The 20,772-nt window shown below is 44.4% G+C and carries 29 protein-coding genes and 3 pseudogenes; 1 reads left to right on the top strand and 31 read right to left on the bottom strand.

Annotated features, from left to right (window positions below; all coding sequences use genetic code 11):
* Positions 1-5: 5 nt before the first annotated feature.
* From secG to FNW02_RS15885, 6 genes and pseudogenes are all read right to left on the bottom strand, one after another.
* Positions 6-239 (bottom strand): preprotein translocase subunit SecG, encoded by a 234-nt coding sequence (gene secG, locus FNW02_RS15910; RefSeq protein ID WP_191758493.1) that lies wholly within the window; start codon positions 237-239, stop codon positions 6-8.
* A gap of 124 nt (positions 240-363) precedes the next feature.
* Positions 364-1,962, bottom strand: a complete 1,599-nt coding sequence (gene gpmI, locus FNW02_RS15905) for a 2,3-bisphosphoglycerate-independent phosphoglycerate mutase (protein WP_191758492.1) — start codon at positions 1,960-1,962, stop codon at positions 364-366.
* A 222-nt stretch (positions 1,963-2,184) separates the two neighbouring features.
* Positions 2,185-3,879 (bottom strand): ABC-F family ATP-binding cassette domain-containing protein, encoded by a 1,695-nt coding sequence (locus tag FNW02_RS15900; protein ID WP_191758491.1) that lies wholly within the window; start codon positions 3,877-3,879, stop codon positions 2,185-2,187.
* Between the two features lie 399 nt (positions 3,880-4,278).
* Positions 4,279-4,398 (bottom strand): annotated as a pseudogene (locus FNW02_RS40145) (Rpn family recombination-promoting nuclease/putative transposase); the annotation flags it as partial.
* A 437-nt stretch (positions 4,399-4,835) separates the two neighbouring features.
* Positions 4,836-5,485: pseudogene (locus tag FNW02_RS15890) on the bottom strand (Rpn family recombination-promoting nuclease/putative transposase); the annotation flags it as partial.
* Between the two features lie 22 nt (positions 5,486-5,507).
* Positions 5,508-5,870 (bottom strand): helix-turn-helix domain-containing protein, encoded by a 363-nt coding sequence (locus FNW02_RS15885; RefSeq protein ID WP_191758490.1) that lies wholly within the window; start codon positions 5,868-5,870, stop codon positions 5,508-5,510.
* Positions 5,871-6,104: 234 nt separating this feature from the next.
* Here FNW02_RS15885 and FNW02_RS15880 point away from each other — a divergent pair, with 234 nt between their 5' ends.
* Entirely contained in the window at positions 6,105-6,551 is a 447-nt protein-coding gene (locus FNW02_RS15880; RefSeq protein WP_191758489.1) for a hypothetical protein, read from the top strand.
* Positions 6,552-6,560: 9 nt separating this feature from the next.
* Here the strand turns inward: FNW02_RS15880 and prfA are convergent, their stop codons facing one another.
* From prfA to FNW02_RS15755, 25 genes and pseudogenes are all read right to left on the bottom strand, one after another.
* A complete protein-coding gene (prfA, locus tag FNW02_RS15875) occupies positions 6,561-7,661 on the bottom strand; it encodes a peptide chain release factor 1 (protein ID WP_191758488.1) in 1,101 nt (366 codons plus the stop codon).
* A 100-nt stretch (positions 7,662-7,761) separates the two neighbouring features.
* Complete coding sequence (gene rpmE, locus FNW02_RS15870; protein WP_191758487.1) at positions 7,762-8,004, bottom strand: 50S ribosomal protein L31; 243 nt, start codon at positions 8,002-8,004, stop codon at positions 7,762-7,764.
* A 197-nt stretch (positions 8,005-8,201) separates the two neighbouring features.
* Positions 8,202-8,618, bottom strand: a complete 417-nt coding sequence (gene rpsI / locus FNW02_RS15865; RefSeq protein WP_162396577.1) for a 30S ribosomal protein S9 — start codon at positions 8,616-8,618, stop codon at positions 8,202-8,204.
* On the bottom strand, positions 8,618-9,073 hold the full coding sequence (rplM, locus tag FNW02_RS15860; RefSeq protein WP_191758486.1) for a 50S ribosomal protein L13: 456 nt from the start codon (positions 9,071-9,073) through the stop codon (positions 8,618-8,620). The genes rpsI and rplM overlap by 1 nt, the downstream gene beginning before the upstream one ends.
* Before the next feature lie 99 nt (positions 9,074-9,172).
* Entirely contained in the window at positions 9,173-10,021 is an 849-nt protein-coding gene (truA, locus tag FNW02_RS15855) for a tRNA pseudouridine(38-40) synthase TruA (RefSeq protein ID WP_191758601.1), read from the bottom strand.
* A gap of 196 nt (positions 10,022-10,217) precedes the next feature.
* Complete coding sequence (gene rplQ, locus FNW02_RS15850; protein ID WP_191758485.1) at positions 10,218-10,568, bottom strand: 50S ribosomal protein L17; 351 nt, start codon at positions 10,566-10,568, stop codon at positions 10,218-10,220.
* A gap of 35 nt (positions 10,569-10,603) precedes the next feature.
* Positions 10,604-11,551 carry a DNA-directed RNA polymerase subunit alpha gene (locus FNW02_RS15845; protein WP_162396579.1) on the bottom strand — a complete coding sequence of 316 codons (948 nt, stop codon included), beginning with the start codon at positions 11,549-11,551 and terminating at the stop codon, positions 10,604-10,606.
* 328 nt (positions 11,552-11,879) lie between these two features.
* Positions 11,880-12,275, bottom strand: a complete 396-nt coding sequence (rpsK, locus tag FNW02_RS15840) for a 30S ribosomal protein S11 (protein ID WP_010998331.1) — start codon at positions 12,273-12,275, stop codon at positions 11,880-11,882.
* 54 nt (positions 12,276-12,329) lie between these two features.
* Positions 12,330-12,710: a 30S ribosomal protein S13 gene (gene rpsM / locus FNW02_RS15835; protein WP_162396580.1), complete on the bottom strand. Its 381-nt coding sequence runs from the start codon at positions 12,708-12,710 to the stop codon at positions 12,330-12,332.
* 115 nt (positions 12,711-12,825) lie between these two features.
* Positions 12,826-12,939, bottom strand: a complete 114-nt coding sequence (gene rpmJ / locus FNW02_RS15830; RefSeq protein ID WP_015129703.1) for a 50S ribosomal protein L36 — start codon at positions 12,937-12,939, stop codon at positions 12,826-12,828.
* Positions 12,940-13,056: 117 nt separating this feature from the next.
* The gene (gene infA / locus FNW02_RS15825) at positions 13,057-13,281 is read right to left on the bottom strand and encodes a translation initiation factor IF-1 (protein WP_006276978.1); all 225 of its coding nucleotides are present in this window, start codon (positions 13,279-13,281) and stop codon (positions 13,057-13,059) included.
* Positions 13,282-13,484: 203 nt separating this feature from the next.
* Complete coding sequence (locus tag FNW02_RS15820; RefSeq protein ID WP_191758484.1) at positions 13,485-14,039, bottom strand: adenylate kinase; 555 nt, start codon at positions 14,037-14,039, stop codon at positions 13,485-13,487.
* Positions 14,039-15,352 (bottom strand): preprotein translocase subunit SecY, encoded by a 1,314-nt coding sequence (gene secY / locus FNW02_RS15815; RefSeq protein WP_191758483.1) that lies wholly within the window; start codon positions 15,350-15,352, stop codon positions 14,039-14,041. The genes FNW02_RS15820 and secY overlap by 1 nt, the downstream gene beginning before the upstream one ends.
* 74 nt (positions 15,353-15,426) lie before the next feature.
* A complete protein-coding gene (gene rplO, locus FNW02_RS15810) occupies positions 15,427-15,870 on the bottom strand; it encodes a 50S ribosomal protein L15 (protein ID WP_191758482.1) in 444 nt (147 codons plus the stop codon).
* Between the two features lie 107 nt (positions 15,871-15,977).
* Positions 15,978-16,502, bottom strand: coding sequence for a 30S ribosomal protein S5 (rpsE, locus tag FNW02_RS15805; RefSeq protein WP_162396584.1), 525 nt, complete (start codon positions 16,500-16,502; stop codon positions 15,978-15,980).
* 93 nt (positions 16,503-16,595) lie between these two features.
* Positions 16,596-16,958 carry a 50S ribosomal protein L18 gene (rplR, locus tag FNW02_RS15800; RefSeq protein ID WP_191758481.1) on the bottom strand — a complete coding sequence of 121 codons (363 nt, stop codon included), beginning with the start codon at positions 16,956-16,958 and terminating at the stop codon, positions 16,596-16,598.
* 2 nt (positions 16,959-16,960) lie between these two features.
* Positions 16,961-17,509, bottom strand: a complete 549-nt coding sequence (rplF, locus tag FNW02_RS15795; RefSeq protein ID WP_191758480.1) for a 50S ribosomal protein L6 — start codon at positions 17,507-17,509, stop codon at positions 16,961-16,963.
* Positions 17,510-17,651: 142 nt separating this feature from the next.
* Positions 17,652-18,053 carry a 30S ribosomal protein S8 gene (gene rpsH, locus FNW02_RS15790; protein WP_191758479.1) on the bottom strand — a complete coding sequence of 134 codons (402 nt, stop codon included), beginning with the start codon at positions 18,051-18,053 and terminating at the stop codon, positions 17,652-17,654.
* A gap of 20 nt (positions 18,054-18,073) precedes the next feature.
* The gene (rplE, locus tag FNW02_RS15785; protein ID WP_191758478.1) at positions 18,074-18,622 is read right to left on the bottom strand and encodes a 50S ribosomal protein L5; all 549 of its coding nucleotides are present in this window, start codon (positions 18,620-18,622) and stop codon (positions 18,074-18,076) included.
* A gap of 139 nt (positions 18,623-18,761) precedes the next feature.
* Positions 18,762-19,115 carry a 50S ribosomal protein L24 gene (gene rplX / locus FNW02_RS15780; protein ID WP_191758477.1) on the bottom strand — a complete coding sequence of 118 codons (354 nt, stop codon included), beginning with the start codon at positions 19,113-19,115 and terminating at the stop codon, positions 18,762-18,764.
* Positions 19,115-19,483 carry a 50S ribosomal protein L14 gene (gene rplN / locus FNW02_RS15775; RefSeq protein WP_162396590.1) on the bottom strand — a complete coding sequence of 123 codons (369 nt, stop codon included), beginning with the start codon at positions 19,481-19,483 and terminating at the stop codon, positions 19,115-19,117. The genes rplX and rplN overlap by 1 nt, the downstream gene beginning before the upstream one ends.
* 47 nt (positions 19,484-19,530) lie before the next feature.
* On the bottom strand, positions 19,531-19,779 hold the full coding sequence (gene rpsQ, locus FNW02_RS15770) for a 30S ribosomal protein S17 (protein ID WP_191758476.1): 249 nt from the start codon (positions 19,777-19,779) through the stop codon (positions 19,531-19,533).
* Positions 19,780-19,785: 6 nt separating this feature from the next.
* The gene (gene rpmC, locus FNW02_RS15765) at positions 19,786-20,013 is read right to left on the bottom strand and encodes a 50S ribosomal protein L29 (protein ID WP_191758475.1); all 228 of its coding nucleotides are present in this window, start codon (positions 20,011-20,013) and stop codon (positions 19,786-19,788) included.
* Between the two features lie 3 nt (positions 20,014-20,016).
* Positions 20,017-20,442 carry a 50S ribosomal protein L16 gene (rplP, locus tag FNW02_RS15760; protein ID WP_162396593.1) on the bottom strand — a complete coding sequence of 142 codons (426 nt, stop codon included), beginning with the start codon at positions 20,440-20,442 and terminating at the stop codon, positions 20,017-20,019.
* A 102-nt stretch (positions 20,443-20,544) separates the two neighbouring features.
* Positions 20,545-20,772 (bottom strand): annotated as a pseudogene (locus FNW02_RS15755) (30S ribosomal protein S3); the annotation flags it as partial.

Raw genomic sequence — 20,772 nt, 5'->3', positions numbered from 1 at the left:
CTTTCTTATTTAGGTAGCCAACCGGCGCTCAAAACGACTGTTAAACCAAGAAAAATAACTGTAAGCGCCCAAGTAACTCGGTTCAATGTATTTTCTGCGCTCTTGGTGCTGCTAAATAACTGGGCTTGTCCGCCAATAGCTCCAATGCCATCACCTTTGGGGCTATGTAGTAATACTAAGACAATTAAACCTATGGCGGAAAATGCCCAAATGCCTTGCACGATATTAGTAAGTGTCATGGTAGCAATCTCATTTATAAGAAGTTTCAAAACGGAGGAGACAGGAGACAGGAGACAGGAAACAGGAGTTAGGAGTTAGAAAAGTTTTGATTTGTGATTCTTAACTTTTAACTCCTAACTATTTTTACAGCCCAACTTGTGCGGGAGTACGAGTGCGTTGCAAGTCATATTCTGCTGCTACAAGCAGCGATCGCCCTGTCATTTCTGGTGGCTGAGGTAGTTGTAAAATCTCCAGAATCGTGGGAGCAATGTCGGATAGCTTGCCATCGCTTCGCAGTTCGACATTAGTAGCATGTCCGGGGATTTTGACTTTCTCGCCCTCCACCAAGATTAAGGGGACTGGGTTGGTGGTGTGAGCTGTCCAAGGATTACCCTTATCATCTAGCATATACTCTGCATTGCCGTGGTCAGCAGTAATAATTGTTGTACCACCGACTTTGACAATGCTCTCAACGAGGCGGCCCAAACAGCGATCCACTGTTTCAATTGCCATAATCGTAGCTTCAATTTGACCAGTATGCCCTACCATGTCTGGGTTGGCATAGTTAATCACAACTAAGGAGTAGATACCTTTTTGAATTGCGGCGATCGCTACATCTGTAACTGCTTGTGCTGACATTGCCGGGGCTTTGTCGTAAGTTGCTACCATCGGACTGCTTACCAGTTCTCGGTCTTCTCCGACAAAAGGTTCCTCTAGACCACCATTGAAGAAATAGGTGACATGGGCGTATTTTTCAGTTTCGGCGGTGCGGAACTGCTTGAGATCGTGGTTGGCTATTACTTCTCCCAGAATATTACTCAGATTTTGAGGCTCAAAAGCTACAGCCACAGGTAAGTCTGAATCGTACTGAGTAAACGTGACAAACGACAGCGGCGTGATTGGCTGTCTTTCAAAGGCGTTAAAGTTGGGACTGACTAAAGCTTGAGTTAGTTGTCTGGCGCGATCGGGGCGGAAGTTGAAAAATATTACCCCATCTCCTGGTTCTATTGCACCAGGAGCAATTCTGGCTGGGAGAACAAACTCGTCGTTTACCCCTTCGGCGTAAGATGCTTGCAAAACTTCTAAAGCCTTTCGACCATCACCTGCACCATCTTGTGTCATCACGTCATAAGCGCGTTTGACCCGATCCCAGCGGTGATCGCGATCCATCGCGTAATAGCGACCGCTGAGGGTAACTATGCGCCCAATTCCTGTACGGTCTATATAGTCTTGCAGGAGCGTTATTGCTTTTACACCATCTTTTGGGGCGGTGTCACGACCATCAGTGATGGCGTGGATACAAACTTCGGAAATTTGATGGTTCTTGGCTAAATCTAGTAGTCCGAATAGATGGGTGATGTGCGAATGTACTCCACCTTCAGAACAAAGTCCTACTAAATGCAGCTTGCTATTCCGAGAGCGAACTTCCTGACAGATTTTGACAAGTGCTGGGTTTAAGGCAATAGAACCGTCTTCTACCGCATCTGAGATGCGTACTAATTCTTGCGGTACTACTCGCCCAGCGCCAATGTTCAAATGACCAACTTCCGAGTTGCCCATTTGTCCTTCTGGCAACCCTACGGCTTTTCCTGATGTGCAGATGAGGGTGTGTGGGTAAGCTGCCCATAAGCTTTCCACAATCGGAGTTTGAGCCGCGACAATAGCATTTCCTCGCGTCTGTTCGCAGTAGCCCCATCCGTCTAAAATGACTAGCACCACAGGAGCAACAGGTGCTTTGGTCATAGTAAAATTGCCCTTTACTTTTTGTAATACCCGAATGATACCATTGCTAATCCCTGCCGCAAGTGAATTTCTGCTTATTAACTTCTTTTCTGAAGGGCTTGCTGTTTTTTTAGATAGTTTTTAAAATTTAGTAATTTTTTTATATTATTTGCGATCGCAAATAAGTCAGGGATTACTTAGTAGTAGCGCTTCAGCACTACTACTTACCCATTTCCTAATTACTTATTTCCGTTTCGTGCTAGATTTCGTAGCTTTTGCAGCTTTTTTAGCTGCTTTTTCGGCTGCTACTGCGGCTAACTTTGCTTGTTCTTTTTCTTCGGCAATTTTCTGGAGATAGTAATGATAATCTCCCAAGTAGACGCGGAATTCGCCATCGCGAATTTCTACGATTTTGTTAGCTACCTGAGAGATAAAATAACGGTCATGGGAAACCACAATTGCCGTACCATCATAGTTTTGTAGAGCTTCTTCCAACATTTCTTTAGCTGGAATATCCAAATGGTTTGTCGGCTCATCTAAAATTAGTAAGTTCGCAGGACGTAAGAGCATTTTTGCCAATGCTAGACGAGCTTTTTCTCCCCCACTCAATGCCCCAACTGCCTTAAATACGGTGTCGCCAGTGAATAAAAACCGTCCTAAAAGCGTGCGGACTTCTTCATTTTTCCAGTCAGGAACTTCATCATGGATAGTTTCCATAACAGTTCTCTTCAAATCTAAAGCTTCAGCTTGATTTTGCTCAAAATAACCAGGAATAACGTTGTGATCGCCTAATTGGACAATACCTTCTGTAGCTTTTTCCATACCCATGATGACGCGCAGAAGTGTGGATTTTCCAGCACCATTGGGGCCAAGAAAAGCAATGCGATCGCCTCTTTCAATTAAGAGATTCGCTCCCAGAAACAAAATTTTATCACCATAGACATGAGTCAAGTCTTTAATTTGTACTACCTCGCGTCCACTGCGGGGTGCAGGGGGAAAGCGGAAGTGCAAAGTTCTGACACCAGCTATGGGTGCTTCGATGCGCTCGACTTTTTCCAGTTGCTTTTCCCGGCTTTTTGCCTGGGTACTGCGGGTAGCACTAGCGCGAAATCTATCAACAAAAGTTTGCTGTTTTTCTAGTTCTTTTTGCTGGCGTTCGTAAGCACTAAGTTGTGCTGATTGATTTTCGGCTTTTTGTTGTAAATATGCCGAGTAATTGCCAAGGTAACTAGCGGAAATACCACGTTCAGTTTCCACAATTTGAGTACAGAGGCGGTCAAGAAATTCCCGGTCATGGGAGACTATTACCATTGGAGTAATCAGCCCTCTAAGGTAATTTTCTAACCACTCAATAGTTTCTAAATCCAGGTGGTTGGTAGGCTCGTCCAGCAGCAATAAATCTGGTTTTTGCAGGAGAATTTTACCCAAACTCATCCGCATTTGCCAACCACCACTAAAAGCACTGACGAGGCGATCGCCATCTTCTAGCCCAAACCCCATCTCTGGTAAAATTTTACCGATGCGTGCGTCTAAGCCATAGCCGTCCAAGGCTTCAAATTGGCGCTGAAAACGATCTAATTTGTCAATTAGTTTATCTAGTTGCTCTGGGGTAGCCGTTTCCATCTCGCGCTGTATCTGCGCTAAAGATAGCTGTACTTGATTGGCTTCTTTAAAGACTGTCCAAAATTCTTCTCTAACAGTGCGGCTAGGATCTACTTCAAACTCTTGATTAAGGTAGGCTATGTGTAAGCTGGCAGGACGAATAATTTCGCCAGCCGTGGGTTCAATTTCCCCTGTGATGATTTTGAGTTGGGTAGATTTTCCAGCACCGTTGACACCGACTAAGCCAATGCGATCGCCTGGTTTAACTTCCCAGTTGATATCTTTGAGAACTTCGCCGGTGGGGTATATTTTATTGATATGTTCTAGTCGCAGCATCAAGTTTCTCTCAGGTAGGGAGTGGGGAATGGTTGTTGGGAGGAAGTTGCTAACGCCGTGTCTAATCTTAACAAAATTTAACTACAAATTTGGTACAGGAAATTCCGGGGAGATAGAGACGGAGTTTTTAGTTCATAAATCTAAGTTTTATCACATCAACCTTAAGACTGATTTTGGGACATTTGCCTGACTTTTTATATTCAAAATTTATAACCTGTACTATCTATGCAACAGTCAACCCCAATACTAACAACTATGGTATTTTGGCTTTGCGATCGCTTTCTTATGTGCCTTGGTGAACACACTCTCGTCTTATTTGACTCAACTTAATCCAAATATTACCTGTATTCCTTGTCCAAAATGTTTTGCGATAGTCATTTTGAGCGAGATCTGACAGGATCACGAAGATTGCTGTTGTGATGCCTGCTGCACTTCTTCAACACTCAAATCTAAAGCTTGTGCTATCTGTTCTACAGTTAACCCTGCCGCTAACATTGGCATTACTGCTTTTAACTTGCCTATACCTCACCTTCTTCTAAGAGGTTGTTTGAAAAGTAGTTACCTGTGATTTTAGGCACTTGTTGATCCCCCCTAGCCCACGCCAGTCGCTCATGGGGAGCCACCCCCTTGCGGAGGTTCCCGACGCTCGTTCGCGCAGCGTGTCGCAGACAAGACTCGCTCTCAGCGTTGGCGCAGCCTCAAAGTAGAGAAGCCATGCCGTAAAGCCTGCGGCATGGCTTCGCTTAAGGCGAAGCCTCTCGAACAGAAGGCTTTACGCTGCGCTATCCGTTGTGGGGAGTGGCGTGGAAACCCCCTTGGCGCTAGCCTCTCCCTTTGGGAGAAGACCGCGCTGGCTCCCCTTAAAAAGGGGGGAAACCGGAATTAAAGTCCCCCTTTTTAAGGGGGATTTAGGGGGATCTAGAACGTTTTGCTATCAACAAGAAAACTTTTCAAACATCCTCTAAGGCTTCTTGATAAACTCGCGTTTGTTTCAACTCGCTTAATCCAAACATTATCTCTATTTCCTTCCTACTCATCGTTGGAAACTTATAAACCAAAATTGTCTCAATTAATCGTAATAATTGCTGCTGTTGCAGTTGCGAGTTAATCTCTTCTCTAGTTCTATTAAATCCCTTACTTGTGTAATTGCCGTATCTTCAGATGCAATTACTAATTTGAGAGTTGCAATACCAATTGGTAGCGATGTAGCTTCACCTAATTCATCCAGATAAATACATCTGACTCGCTGGCTAGCAAAGAACTCACGATAGTGTTTGATTTTTCCTATGTCTATACTTCGGCTTGGGTATAAAATTACAGCAGCCCAGTTATTCTGTGGTTAATTCTGACGGAGGTATAAACAGATTTCTGCAAATAGTCGTGAGTAAATTTCTCTATCTGCTTGAAACTGTACTTCAACAAAGTAAATTGGGTTGTCGTCTGTTTGTGTAGGAAGAAAAGTACCATCAATTCTTAACGCTGTTTGTTTGATTTCAACTGATGAAAACTGATAAACGTTAGCTGCTTCTGAAGATTTGCCAATGAGTTCAAAAAAGATGCTAGGAAATTCTTGAAACAGCCGATAAAAAACGCTATTTGTTTTCACTAATTTTTATCAATTTTCTAATTCAACTTGCTTTGGCTTCATCCCCAGATGCTTCAGCAACAGCGGCTAACCTATCTGCCGCAGCTTGAACGATTTGAGCTACTTGGCTCAGAGGCATGTGCTGAATTTGTCTGAGAATCAAACTTAAGTCTGAGGTTTCTGGAATTGGTTTGCCATCCAAGCAACTAAGTAACTCTTCCATTGTGTAGCCTGCTCTTGATGCGATTTGAGCCAAATTTTCCGTATCTGGTATTTTCACACCTTTTTCCCACATCTGAACAGCAGTAGCAGAAACTCCCAAAAGCTTACCAAACGATCGCTGACTCATTGAACCACGAGCCAGTTTAATGATTTCAATCAGTTTTTTTCTGCTTTCGATATTCACTACTTGTTTAGCTAGCCAACGTATTTACAAGTTTACTTTCAATACTACAAGTTTACTTTTATATTGACAGCCTTATGTTTTAGTACTAAACTAATCATCTTAAGTTTTAAGATGACAACTACAGTAATAATTTTATAAGTAGGCGATCGCAGCCATTTTTAGCCTATTAGTTTGCTACGGCGGCTCAGCTAGTAGCTAGTTATTGCTGCGAACAAATAATATCGAAGGTGCATCATGTTTCGCAAGCTACACAAAACTAATCAATATCGCCGCAAAGGTAGAAATCTCATAGCCGCTAATAAAATTAAACCAGAACAGTGGGATATTTCTAAATCAGAAGCCAAAGAAGCCCTGAAAGCGAAAGGTTACGATGTTAAGCAAATCAAAAAAATCCATCACCTGAAGCATCAGGTATGTATTTCTTTCTGGGATGCAAAATGTAACGTGTGCAGCAGCTTTTTCAGCTACCGGATTTTTGCGCGTTGGCGAAGGGAAGTAGAAAATTTAATTTATTGTTGCCAAAATTTAAAAGAATGGGCGAAGTTAAATCACCTCATGCAGTACGAATTTGCCTACTATAACTATCCTAGTGAAATAGAAAATACACTCGATACTAAATTAGAAAACCACTTGCGTATGTTGAATGCAACAGAACGACAAGCGGTTTTTCAAGTAGTTTAATAGTGACAATTAATTAGCAGCACCGGAAGTCGCTAACTCTGCTAAACGCTCCTGCTGATCTTGAGATATACAAGATTGGATAACTGTTTCTAAGTCGCCTTCTAAGACAGGGTTAAGAGAATAGTTTTGACCTAAGCGGTGGTCAGTAACGCGGTTATCTTTATAGTTGTATGTGCGAATTTTTTCTGATCGCGACCCTGTACCAACCTGCGATCGCCGCATGGAAGTAACAGCTTCTTGTTGTTCGCTTAACTTGATGTCATACAACTTTGCTCGCAGAATTTGCATCGCTCGTTCTTTGTTCTGCAACTGGCTGCGTTCTTCCGTACAGAAAATACGTATTCCTGTAGGTTTGTGCATCAAGTCAACGGCTGTTTCTACCTTGTTGACGTTTTGTCCACCAGCACCACCAGAACGAGCTGTGGTCATTTCAATATCCTTGGGATCAATGTGGATTTCCACATCATCCACCTCTGGCATAATTGCCACTGTAGCTGTAGAGGTGTGAACCCGTCCCCCAGCTTCAGTTGTCGGCACACGCTGCACACGATGCACTCCAGCCTCAAACTTTAGTTGGCTATAAACGTTATCACCTTTAATTTCCAGTATGACCTCTTTCCAACCGCCCATTTCACCTAGAGATTCGCTCACCAAGGAAACTTTCCAACCTTGAGTTTGAGCATAACGAGTGTACATCCGCATCAAATCGCCAGCCCAAATACTGGCTTCATCTCCACCCGTACCAGCGCGAATTTCCAACATGATATTCTTCTCATCATTGGGATCGCGGGGTAATAGCAAGACTTTCAAATGAGTCTCTAGATGTTCCAGCTTTTGCTCAAGTTCATCTACTTCCATTGCTGCCATTTCTTGCAACTCTGGGTCGCTGGCAGCTTCTTTATAAACCTGACGTGCTCCTATCAAGTCTTCCTGGGTAGTTTTCCAAGTTTCATAGGCATTTACTACCTCTTCCAATGAAGAACGAGACTTGGCGATTTGTTGATACTCATCAGGGTTTTTAGCAGTATCAGGGTCGCCAAGCCGACGAGTCAATTCATTAAAGGTTTGTTCAACGGATTTGAGTTTCTCCAGCAGGTATGTTTCAGCCATGACAAATGCGATCGCTCCTTAAAATAACAAGTTGGCTCGAGCATTAAATGACAATCGACCCAGCTGATGCAGGGCCGTCGTTAACAGCAGAGCCAACCCGCTACTTTTTCTTTTGGTCGTCGCCAGATGTTTGAGTGCTGCTCATACCATATTTGCGGAGGAAGCGCTCTACTCGACCCTCAGTGTCAATAATCTTCTGAGTACCAGTATAAAAGGGATGATTTCCAGACCAAACATCTACATGCAATTCTGGCTTGGTAGAGCCAACAGTCATCACAACTTGACCGTTGCAGTAAACTTTAGCTTCTGGATACCACTTGGGATGAATATCAGATTTAGCCATTTTTCCTTGTGTGGTGAATCTATATAAATTATAACTTTCAGCTTTCAATCAAGACTAGGGATTAGGTATTGGTGAGACAGCGCTGCGAAGGCGTGGCGGAGGCATCACCCAAAGGGTGAATGGGCGCTCGGAATGCAGATTGAAATTCTTCAAACTTCTTCCCAATCCCCAGTACCCAATTCCTAATCCCCAATCGTTTAACGCTTGGAGTACTGAGGTGCTTTCCGGGCTTTGTGCAAACCATATTTTTTCCGCTCTTTTGCCCTGGGATCACGAGTCAAATAGCCTTCCGTCTTCAAAGGTGAGCGGTTTTCTGGATCTAGTTGACACAACGCACGAGCAACTCCCAAGCGAATGGAATCAGCCTGACCGGTCAAGCCACCACCTTCAGCTTTAACTAAAATGTCATATTCGTTTTCCAGTCCCAGAGTTTCTAGAGGTGCTTTGATGACACCAAGGTAATTGGCGTTGAATTGGAAATATAAGGTTCCATCCTTCCCATTCACAGTCAGTTGACCGTTACCGGGAATCAAGCGTACCCTTGCGACTGCGGACTTGCGACGACCAGTTCCCCAGTAAACGGCGCGACCGCTATTAGCGTCTGCTACTACCATTAATTTTCTGCTCCAGGAATTGTACTAACTTTGAGTTCTTTAGGTTTTTGAGCTTCGTGGGGATGAGTGGGCCCAGCGTAGACTTTTAGTTTGGTGAACAACTGTCTACCCAGGCTATTTTTGGGTAGCATACCTTTAACAGCGACTTCTACTATCCTTTCTGGTAGGCGCTGTTGCAGCTTGGCAAAGGTTTCTGTTTTCATTCCGCCAGGACGACCAGAGTGGCGACGATAAATCTTTTGGGTGCGCTTTTTACCTGTAATTGCTATTTTTTCAGCATTGACGACGATAACAAAGTCACCTGTGTCTAGGTGAGGAGTATATTCGGCTTTCTTTTTGCCTCTGAGGATCTGGGCGATTTCGCTGGCGAGACGACCAAGGCGTTGGTCAGTAGCATCTACTACGTACCACTCACGCTCAAGGGATTCTTGAGGAGGAAGGTATGTTTTATTCATTGTTGTTTGTCCTTTGTCACTTTGTCTTTGAAGTTCCGAATACCGAAGCCGATGCTCAGACTTCTCTGTTTTTCGTTAATCATTGGTCATTTGTCGTTACTAATGACCAATGACTAACGACTCTTGACTAATAACCAACTTTGGCAGGGTTTCGTACCAAATCTCTTTTGGAAAGGGAAAATCTGGATAGCCGACGCGTAATAAGCACAAGCCTTGGGGAGGCGCAGCGTGTTTCACTTCTTCCCGGCGTTGTTCTTTCCAGAGTTCTGTGAAGCTGGTAAGCGATCGCTTACCAGAGCCTACTTGTGCCAGCATCCCTACCAATAACCTCACCATGCCATACAAAAATCCATCTGCCTGTATTTCTATATGGATAAATGACCCACTACGACAACATTCTGCTGCTTGTACCTCTACCCAGGAATGCGATCGCTTTGATCCTGCACGATGAAAAGCAGCCAAATGATGTTTTCCCATTAACGGTTTGAGGGCAGCTTGGATTAAGGCTTCATCCAAGGGATCATAATAATAATGCCAACTGAAGGGTTGTACGAACAAGTTCGGTAGATCTTCAGTGTATATGGTGTAGCGATACCGTCGATAGGCTGCATTAAAGCGAGCATGCCAACGATTATCTACACTTGCTGAAGCCCTTATTAATATATCTTGAGGCAGATAGCTGTTAAGAATTGTTGCCCATTTATGAGGTGGGATTAAACCTGTCGCATCAAAATGGGCTATTTGAGCAGCGGCGTGAACTCCAGCATCGGTACGTCCTGCACCGTGCAATGGGACATGGTATCCAAGAATTTTCGCGATCGCTGCTTCAATTTCTTCCTGAACAGTGCGCTGCTGCTTTTGCCTTTGCCAGCCATGAAAGTGAGTGCCCAGGTATTGGATTACCAGGGCTACTCGGTGAGTCGGTGGAGGCTGGTGACTTTCTAACATACAAATTTCGTCTTTTGTCATCTTTTACAAAGTTGAGCCAGTCGCTTGGGCGGGTTTTCCGACTTGTGCGATCTGGCGTCTGTTCGCCGATTTCCGGCACACCCTGCGGGATCTTGCTACAGACTTTGCGCTTTGTCATTTGTCGAAGATCCTAGACCGCTGACTAATGAATAATGACTAAAATCCAAAACTATGATTAGACCAGTTCAATAATTGCCATCTGAGCATTATCGCCGCGACGCGGTACGGTATGCAGGATGCGGGTATAACCTCCTTGACGATTACCATATCGAGTGGGAGCTTGCTCAAACAAAGCGTGAACTAGTTGTTTGTCAAATATATAGCCAAGGGCTTCCCGGCGTGCTGCCAAAGAACCGTCTTTGGCTAAGGTAATCATTTTGTCTACTTCACTTCGTAGAACTTTAGCTCTAACCAAAGTAGTAGTGATCCGACCATGACGGATCAGCTCGGTAGCGAGCGATCGCAGCAAAGCACGGCGCTGATCGGTTGGTTTACTAAGTTTCTTGACGCGACAACGGTGACGCATAATTATGCACTATTGAATGTACGAACGGTTTTTAATTAAGGGTGTTTAGAACCTCTTTCCTGCGGTAGGGTAATGCCTAAGCGTCGCTGCAAAGCTTCAACCACTTCTTCCGCTGATTTCTGACCAAAGTTCTTAATTTCTAAGAGGTCTTCTTGGGTGTAATCCAACAAATCTGCTACAGAGTTAACTTGTGCTCGTTTAAGACAGTTATAAGCCCGCACAGAAAGTTGTAACTCTTCGATAGGAATCTGAGCAGTTGGATCATCTGGAATGTCTGAACCTGTATCTGTTGGTTCTAGGGAGATATCTTTCAATGGATTGAATAAATCTACCAAAATGCCAGCAGCAGAGGATAGTGCTTCTTGGGGAGAGAGACTACCATTAGTCCAAACTTCTAACAGCAGTCGGTCTTTTGTGATTGAGCCATCCAATCGGGCTTCTTCGACACTATAGTTGACTTTCCGCACAGGCATAAACACTGAGTCAATTTGGAGAAAGTCCAACGATGTGGCTTCTTCACGTCCTCGCTCTACAGTGCGATACCCTTTACCTTTCTCAATCCGAAACTCCATTTCCAGCTTGCCTCCCTCAGCTAGGGTGGCTACATACTGGGTCGGATCAATGACTTCTACTTCACTGGGCAAATCAAAATGTGCCGCAGTAACAGTTGCTGGGCCGTTAACGAGCAACCGACCAATCTGAGGTTGAGAAGAATAGCTTTTAAGAATGACTTCCTTCATTTTCATGAGGATTTCCAGCACATCTTCCCGCACGCCCGGAACTGTGGCAAACTCATGGGAAACGCCTGCAATCCGCACTGCTGTGACTGCTGTACCCTCTAAATTAGATAGTAAAACCCGCCGCAGTGCGTTACCAACAGTTGTTCCTTGACCACGCTCCAGAGGTTCCAGAATAAACTTACTGTAATGGCTCCGACTTTCTTCAGTACTAGACTCTACACATTCAATTTGAAACTGCGCCACGGATTAGCCTCCCTTCTTTTAAGGTGCTGCTAGCAGGCAAATCAATTGCCTCCCGAATTGACTTTATATCCTGTAGGCTTAGGTCTATCAAACTCACAACATAGAGTTTGAAACTCCTATTGAGCTTACAGGTGTTGATAAAATTTTGGGTTTTCCAAAGTTTAGTGGTTCTTCCTACTGGAAGAACTGATACGCTTTGAGTAGGCCCGGCCGTCTGAAGTTTACAAGCTCTACTAATGGCAGTTTGCACTTTTACTAGTCTAAGCATCCATGACGGGTGACTTATTTTTGATGAAACTTCTTGCCCTTAGTGTCTAATTTTTGATGATTAAACTCGACGACGCTTAGGCGGACGGCAACCATTGTGAGGAATCGGGGTAATATCCCGAATTAGGGTAATTTCCAGTCCTGCTCCTTGGAGTGCCCGGATAGCTGTTTCTCTACCTGCTCCTGGGCCACTGACCATTACTTCAATTTGGCGCATCCCTTGATCGATCGCTCGACGTGCTGCGCTTTCAGCGGCAGTTTGTGCTGCAAAAGGAGTTCCCTTTTTGGCTCCCTTGAAACCGCTAGAACCAGCGCTAGCCCAAGAGATGACATCTCCATTTTGATCGGTAATGGTGACAATGCTATTGTTGAAAGTAGACTGGATATAGGCCATTCCGTTGGGGACGTTCCGTTTTTGCTTTTTGCTCCCGGATTTTTTAGTTGGTTGTCTCGCCATATTTGTTTAGTTAATTTCAGGTAAAACTTGCTCTGATTAACAAGCATTGCAAAATTATTTGCCTGGTGCCTTCTTCTTACCGGCCACTGTCTGCCTTCTCCCACGACGGGTTCTAGCGTTAGTGCGAGTTCTTTGTCCTCTGACTGGTAGCCCCATGCGATGACGACGCCCTCTGTAGGTGCCAATGTCAACCAAGCGCTTGATGTTCATAGACTCCAAGCGCCGCAAATCCCCTTCAACTTGATAGTTGCTTTCTACTTCTGCTCGCAGGGCTGCGACATCGGCATCACTTAACTCTTTAACACGGATGTCTGGATTTACACCTGTAGCCGCTAGAATTTCTTGCGACCGTGATAATCCAATTCCGTAAATGTAAGTCAGACCAATTTCAATGCGCTTATCGCGTGGAAGGTCTACTCCGGCAATACGTGCCACAATTAATCTCTCCCTATTGTTGTCGCAATTATTGTTGGAAAAACGTGATTAATCGCGTCTTTTCGTTTTAATGATGATATGTGTGTCTTACCCCAATCTGATGGTGGTAAGAGCACTATCCTTGACGTTGCTTGTGCTTGGGGTTGACACAAATCACCATTACGCGACCACGACGTTTGATCACGTTACACTTTTCACAAATTTTCTTGACTGAGGCTCTAACTTTCATGCCTTTTCTGATTGACTCCAAATATTGAATTATAGCATTTTTAGGGAAATTAATTTCAGTTTACTAACTGAGGAACACCAAAAAGTTGGTTTTATGGTAAGATTCTCTACATACGATTTACTTCTTTCGTAATCGATAGGTAATTCTGCCTTTTGTCAAGTCATAGGGAGTTAACTCTACCTTGACGCGATCGCCAGGTAAAATCTTGATATAATTGCGGCGGATCTTGCCGGAAATGTGTGCCAGCACGTTAAAGCCATTGTCCAAGTCAACGCGAAACATTGCATTGGGCAAGGATTCAGTAACCGTGCCTTCCATTTCAATCAAATCTTGCTTAGACAATTTGTTTTTTCCTCAACTCAACAATCTCCTGTTCTGTTGCAGCAGCTTCATCTGCAAGAGAACATACTTTGAGAAATATATCAACAGTTTATTAATATATCTTAGCTAAAATTGATCTAGTCCTTGCTGAGAGTGGAAGAAAGCAGGAGGTAACTACATACTTATTCTTGTCTTTCTTCCTCTCCCTCTGTCTGCCTGCTGTTTTAAGAGGCTATTATCTTTTGAAGATCGGCAGTGACCTCTTCTTGGGACTGATTACCATTGATCGTGAGGAGTTTTTGGCGATCATGATAATAGTCAATCAAAGGCGCAGTTTCAGCACGGTAAACTTCTAGCCGACGACGAATCACTTCTTCAGTGTCATCTTTTCGTCCTCTGCCAAGTAAACGTGCTACCACTACTTCATCTGGTGCATCTAAGTTAACTACCCTTTCGCCATGCTGATGCATTTTTTCCAGTAACTCCTGCAAAAAGACTGCTTGAGTAACTTTGCGGGGAAAACCATCCAGAATCCAACCGGACTTGATATCTGGTTGTTCTAACCGCTCCTGCACCATTTCCTGCACTAGCTGATCAGGGACTAACTCACCGCCATCAACATAACTTTGAGCCTTAATCCCTAAAGGAGTTTGCTCTTTCATGGCTTGCCTTAATATATCGCCCGTAGAAATATGGGGAATATTCAACTTTTTAGCCAAGGTTTGAGCTTGAGTTCCTTTACCAGCCCCAGGCGGTCCCAAGAAGATTAATCGCGTCACTATTGTTTCACCATTCCTTCATAGCGCTGAGAGATGACGTAAGTTTGGACTTGTTTAGCTGTCTCAATTGCCACACCAACCAGAATTAACAAAGAGGTTGCACCCAGACCCTTGAAGGTTGGCACTCCTAAAGCACTTTCCACGCCGGTTGGAATAATCGCAACTAAACCCAAAAATATAGCACCTAAAAAGGTGAGTCTGTTTGTCACACGCTCGATATACTCACTAGTCGCTTTACCTGGACGAATGCCAGGAATACTGGAACCCATTTTCTTCAAGTTTTGCGCTACGTCTACTGGATTGAGTATCAACGAAGAATAGAAATAGCTAAAGAAAATGATAGAAATCATGTAGACCAGGGCATATATCCAAGAACCAGAACCGCTTGGACTCAGATAAGTGTTAACAATATTCGCCAATTCTGGGTTTTTGGTAAAATTAGCGATCAAAAGTGGCAAACTCAGGATGGCAGCTGCAAAGATAATTGGCATGACGCCCCCGGCAATTAAACGCAGGGGTAAATAACTACGTTGCTCTGCCAAAACGCGACGACCTACTTGGCGACGAGCCGAAATAATCGGGATGCGGCGCATTCCTTCTTGCACAAATACAATACCAACAATTGTTGCCAGGAAAACCAAGATCAGCACTATCACACGACCTACTATTTCCCGACCACCAACTTGTACCAAGTCGATGGTATCGCCTAATGATTTTGGTAAGGACGCTACAATATTGACAAAAATCAACAATGATGCTCCATTGCCAATACCACGTTCTGTGATGAGTTCTGAGGCCCACATTACGAACATTGAACCAGCAATCAGAGCGATCGCAGTTTCAGCTACGAAGACTGGCCCTGGATTTAAAGCAAATTGCTGGAGAAATAATGCCGAAAAAGCCACACTTTGAATAATTGCCCAGCCTAAAGATACATAGCGGGTAATTTGTGCAATTTTCCGCCGACCAGCCTCTCCTTCATTTTTCTGTAAATTTTCTAAAGAAGGAATTGCCGCAGTGAGCAATTGAATAATAATGGATGCATTAATGAAGGGCAGAATTCCTAAGGCAAACACTCCCAAAGTAGAAAGTCCCCGCCCGGAAAATATATCCAACAAACCGAATATGGAATTATTGCCCTGAATGGCTTCGCCAAATCTAACTCTATCAATCCCTGGTACTGGTAGAAAGATACCTAGGCGAACCAAAATTAAAATCCCGACAGTGACAAGCAGCCTGCCTCTGAGCCCAGCCGCTTGCGCCATCTGCATAAAAGTTTCTTGAGCCGTTGGGGCTTTGTCTCGACTGATCATAGAGTGCTACCTTTATTGTGAACCAGGCGTTGGTAGCGAGTTGACTTGCATTTAAGTGCGCTGTTCTGGCTCACTCATAAGACTTCACAACTCCCACCAGCTGCCTCAATTTTGCTACGAGCTGTACCTGTGAAAGCTGCCGCTTGCACCTTGAGCGGAATGCTCAATTCCCCATTACCCAAAATTTTCAATGGCCCCTTGACAGTAGTTATGATACCTGCTGCTTTTAAGGAGATCAAAGTTACTTCTGTATTAGCAGGAAGGGAAGCTAGCTTCTCTACATTAATCGTAGTGTAATTTTTCCGATTAACAATTGGAAAGCCCTTCAACTTAGGCAGACGACGATACAATGGCTGTTGACCACCTTCAAAACCTGGTCGGGTACCGCTACCAGAGCGAGATTTTTGACCTCGCATACCTAAACCAGCACTGGCACCTTGACCAGCAGAAATACCCCTACCTACACGCTTACGGCGTTTTTTCGAGCCTTTTTGAGGCTTAACATCGTTGAGTCTCATAAGCTAAAAGTTGTCATTTGTTATTTGTCATTTGTCATTTGTTACTTGTCATTTGTCATTTGTCATTGCTAAGAACAAAGGACTAAGGACTATGGACAAATGACCACTCAGATATAGAGATGTTCAATAGCAATGCCCCGATCTTCAGCAACTTCGGCAAAGGTACGCAGTGTAGATAGGGCGTTGACTGCGGCTCTAGCATTGTTGAGCGGGTTATTAGAACCGAGTTGCTTGGCTAAGACGTTGCGAACTCCTGCCAATTCCAACACAGTACGCACAGCACCACCAGCAATTACTCCAGTACCAGGTGCAGCTGGTCGCATCATCACCTTAGCACCACCACCGACACCATCAATAGGATGGGGGATGGAGTTAGATTTGGTGATTGGAATGTCAATCAAATGTTTTTTACCGTCGGCTACGCCTTTTTTGACAGCACCAATTACATCTGAGGCTTTGCCCACTCCAACGCCGACTTGACCGCGTTCGTTACCAACGACTACAATCGCTCGGAAGCTAAGCTTTTTACCGCCTTTGACAACCTTACTCACCCGTCGGATTTGGATAACTCGCTCTTGCCAGTTGGTTTCTTCTTTTTTTGTTCGGTTAGTTTTACGACGACCTGTTGCCATAATCAATGCCTCTGTTAGTCAATGGTCATTAGTCATTAGTCATTAGTCATTTGCTCTTATACAAGGGACAAAGGACAGATGACAAAGGACAATTTAGAAATCTAAACCAGCCTCACGTGCTGCATCGGCTAATGCTTTGACACGACCATGATATAGGTTGCCACCACGATCAAAGACTACTTTAGTGATACCTTTTTCTAGCAATCGTGTTGCGATCAATTTGCCCACTTGCGTTGATGCGTCACGATTAGCGCCTGAACTTAAACTAGATTTCAACTCTGGTTCTACAGTCGAGGCTGCCACTAATGTATGATGCTGAGTATCATCAATTACTTGCGCGTAAATATGTTCATTAGAGCGAAACACGGCTAACCGCGGACGCTCTGAGGAGCCGATAACTTTACCACGGACGCGTCGATGGCGACGCTGCTTTGATTCTCTACGAGTAAGTTTCATTTTTACTTCTTACCACTCTTACCAGTCTTACCAGCTTTGCGTCTTACCTCTTCACCGGCATAGCGAATGCCTTTACCTTTATAAGGTTCTGGTGGACGAACGGCACGAATTTTCGCTGCTGTGTTGCCTACTATTTCTTTGTCATAACCACTGACTATGACATTAGTAGTACCTTCTACTGCAAACTGAATTCCTTCAGGTGGAACAATTTGTACCTGATGGCTGTAACCCATATTTAAAACTAGGTTACGACCTTGAACTTGTGCTCGGTAGCCAACTCCTTGAATTTCCAAACGGCGCTGAAAACCACTAGAAACTCCCTCGACCATGTTGGCAACCAAGGTGCGGCACAAACCGTGCATTTGACGAGATGATTTTGTATCATCTCGTCGAGTTACCTGCAATGTTTCTCCCTCTTGAGAAACTGTAACAGCGGTAGGTAGATCGCGTGAAAGTTCGCCTTTAGGCCCTTTCACAACAACTTTTGTGCCATCGATCGCTACTTGTACTTTGGTGGGAACAGTAATTGGACGTTTACCAATACGAGACATGACTTTTTGTCCTTTGTGATTTGTCCGTTGTCCTTTGTCCTCTCTCACAAAGTTCTGAGCTAAGGCTTCCTTAGATCAGACTTTGCGCTTTGTCCTTTGTCTTTTTCCTAATGACAAATGACCAATGACAAATGACTAATGACTACCAGACGTAGCAAAGCACTTCACCACCCAAGTTCTGACGCCGCGCTTCGCGGTCAGTCATGATGCCACTGGATGTAGAAATAATGGCAATACCAATGCCGCCTAGTACTCTTGGTAATTCTTTTCTGTTGGAGTAAACGCGCAAACCTGGTTTACTCACTCGCTTTAAGGCGGTGATTAAAGGCTGACGATTTTTGCCCTTGTATTTCAAGGAAATCACCAGATTACGCTTTACCCCTTCTTCGGCTTCTTCAAATTCAGAAATAAAGCCTTCTTCTCGCAGCACTTTAGCAATACTACGGGTCATTTTTGTAGCTGGCACTTGTGTAGTTTGATGCCTCGCCAAATTAGCATTGCGGATGCGCGTCAGCATATCTGCAATTGTGTCGTTAGCCGCCATCGTTCCCTCTTTAGATGAACTTATTGATCGCGAAAAGGCATTCCCATTTCTTTAAGTAAGGCGCGGCCCTCTTCGTCGTTTTTCGCTGTGGTGATGATGGAAATATCCATACCACGGATTTGATCGATGCTGTCGTATTCTACTTCTGGAAAGATTAGCTGTTCTCTTACACCCAGAGTATAGTTGCCGCGACCGTCAAAGCTTTTGGGACTAACGCCGCGAAAGTCTCGAATTCTCGGCAGTGCCAAGCTAATGAGTCGATCGACAAATGCGTACATCCGTTCGCCTCTGAGAGTAACCATGATGCCGACAGGCATACCTTGACGAATTTTGAAGCCCGCGATCGCCTTTTTTGCTCGCGTTACTACTGGCTTTTGACCAGCGATCAACGCGATTTCGTTTATGGACGCTTCCAGCGCCTTAGCATTTTGAGCCGCTTCTCCCAAACCTCGGTTAACAGTAACTTTCACCAACTTCGGTACTTGATGAACATTGGTGTACTGAAACTGATTGATCAGTTTAGGGACGATTGTCTCTTGGTATAAGCTTTTGAGTCTTGTTGGGGCCATAGTTTCTTGTCCTAATTATCCCTGGGCTTGGTCAGGGAAGCTTATTTGTCTTTTATCCTCTCTTACAAAGTTCTGATCTAATGAAGCCTTAGTTCAGACTTTGCGCTTTGTCATTATGTCTTTTGCTAATGACTCATGACTATTTATCTAAAATCTCACCAGTTTTTTTGAGTTTTCTCACCTTTTTACCTTCTGGCGTAAAGGTGTAACAAACACGACTAGCAACGTTTTGCTTATTAGAATAAAGCATCACATTAGAGCTATGAATCGGGGCTTCTTGGGTGACTATCCGCCCTGATTCTCCTTCTTGCTGGGGTTTAACATGCTTAGTTTTAATGTTGACCCCTTTGACGACAACTTTACTTAGTTGAGGAAGTGCTTGGATAACTTCACCAACTTTGCCTTTATCTTTACCAGCAATTACCTGCACTGTATCGCCAGTTTTGACGTGCATCTTGTGGAATACTTTTGGCTGATCTTTTCGGTATGCCATTACAGCACCTCCGGAGCCAGAGAGACGATTTTGGTAAAGTTTTTCTCGCGCAGTTCTCTTGCTACAGGGCCAAAGACCCGTGTACCTCTAGGATTACCATCTTTGTTGATGATCACTGCGGCGTTATCGTCAAAGCGAATACTCATGCCGCTGTCTCGATTTACGCCTTTGCGAGTACGAACAATTACCGCTTCCACAACATCAGATTTCTTTACAGCCATGTTGGGTGTAGCATCTTTAACAACAGCAATAATTTTATCGCCGATACCGCCATAACGGCGATTGCCTCCGCCTAGGATGCGGATGCACATTAATTTACGAGCGCCGCTATTATCTGCGACATTAAGATAGGTCTGGGGTTGAATCACGAATAGTCTCCCGTGTGGCGTTGTTAGAAAACTAACAACTATGAGGTTTAGATAGATTTGACGTTGAGGACTTCTGTGACTTGCCAGCGCTTGGTTTTACTCAGGGGTCTGGTTTCTTGAATGCGGACGCGATCGCCCACTTTACAGTTGTTTTCCTCATCGTGAGCTTTATAGCGCCGGGTTTGAACTACAATCTTGCCGTACTTGGGATGAGGAGCGCGGTTTTCCACAGCAACTACTACCGTTTTTTGCATTTTGTCGCTCACTACCAAGCCAACTCGTTCTTTGACTGCCATAATCTCCTACTTTTCTTTTTTAGCCGATTGACTTGCTGCTCGTTGGCGCTCCGTCTCTATTGTTAGCAATTGGGCTAAGCGGTGTCGGGCGTGTCTGAACTGGTGAGGTTTTTCTAGTTGTCTGGTTGCTTTTTGTAAGCGCAGCTGAAACAGTTGCCTTTTAATAGCAACAATTTCCTCAGCCAGTTTTTCATCACTTAATTCTCTAGCTTCTGAAATCTTGGGAAGAGGCATAACCTACTCCTGCTCCTCTGGTTTAGAGCGCACAATAAACTTGGTTTTTATGGGCAACTTAAATGAAGCTAAACGCATAGCTTCTCTGGCGATTTCTTCAGAAACGCCAGCGATTTCAAATAAAATTCGCCCTGGTTTAACGACAGCTACCCAAAACTCCGGCGAACCTTTACCGGAACCCATCCGAGTTTCTGCAGGACGCATGGTTACAGGTTTATCAGGGAAAATCCGAATCCAGATTTGTCCACCCCGGCGAATATAACGGGTCATTGCCCGACGAGAAGCCTCAATTTGACGGGAGGTAATCCAAGCAGGCTCTTGAGCTTGGAGCGCAAAATCACCAAAGTTTAGGGTGCTGCCACGGCTGGCTAGTCCCTCCATCCGGCCGCGTTGTTGTTTACGGAATTTAGTTCTTCTAGGACTTAACATGACTATTTACTAGGGATTAGGGATTAAGGATTGGGGATTAGGAATTAGGAAATGGGTGCGGTTCTTTGCCCAGTCCCCGATCCCCAGTCCCCAGTCCCTTTTTTATCCTTCATTTGAGCGGTCTTCAAATTGCTGGCGACGGCGTTGTTGTTGTCGGCGGCGAGGTTCACGATCGCGATCGCGATCGCGTGTTGCGGGTGGAGGCGGAGTTTCTTCCTGTCCGGGGATAATTTCTCCCTTAAACACCCAAACTTTGATGCCTAGAATGCCGTAAACTGTTTTTGCCGTGCAATAAGAGTAGTCAATATCAGCCCGTAAAGTATGTAGAGG

The organism is Komarekiella delphini-convector SJRDD-AB1 (assembly GCF_014831675.1).
GTDB lineage: Bacteria > Cyanobacteriota > Cyanobacteriia > Cyanobacteriales > Nostocaceae > Komarekiella.
The sequence above is the reverse complement of the archived record's forward strand: the minus strand, read 5'-3'. Positions and strand labels throughout refer to the sequence as shown.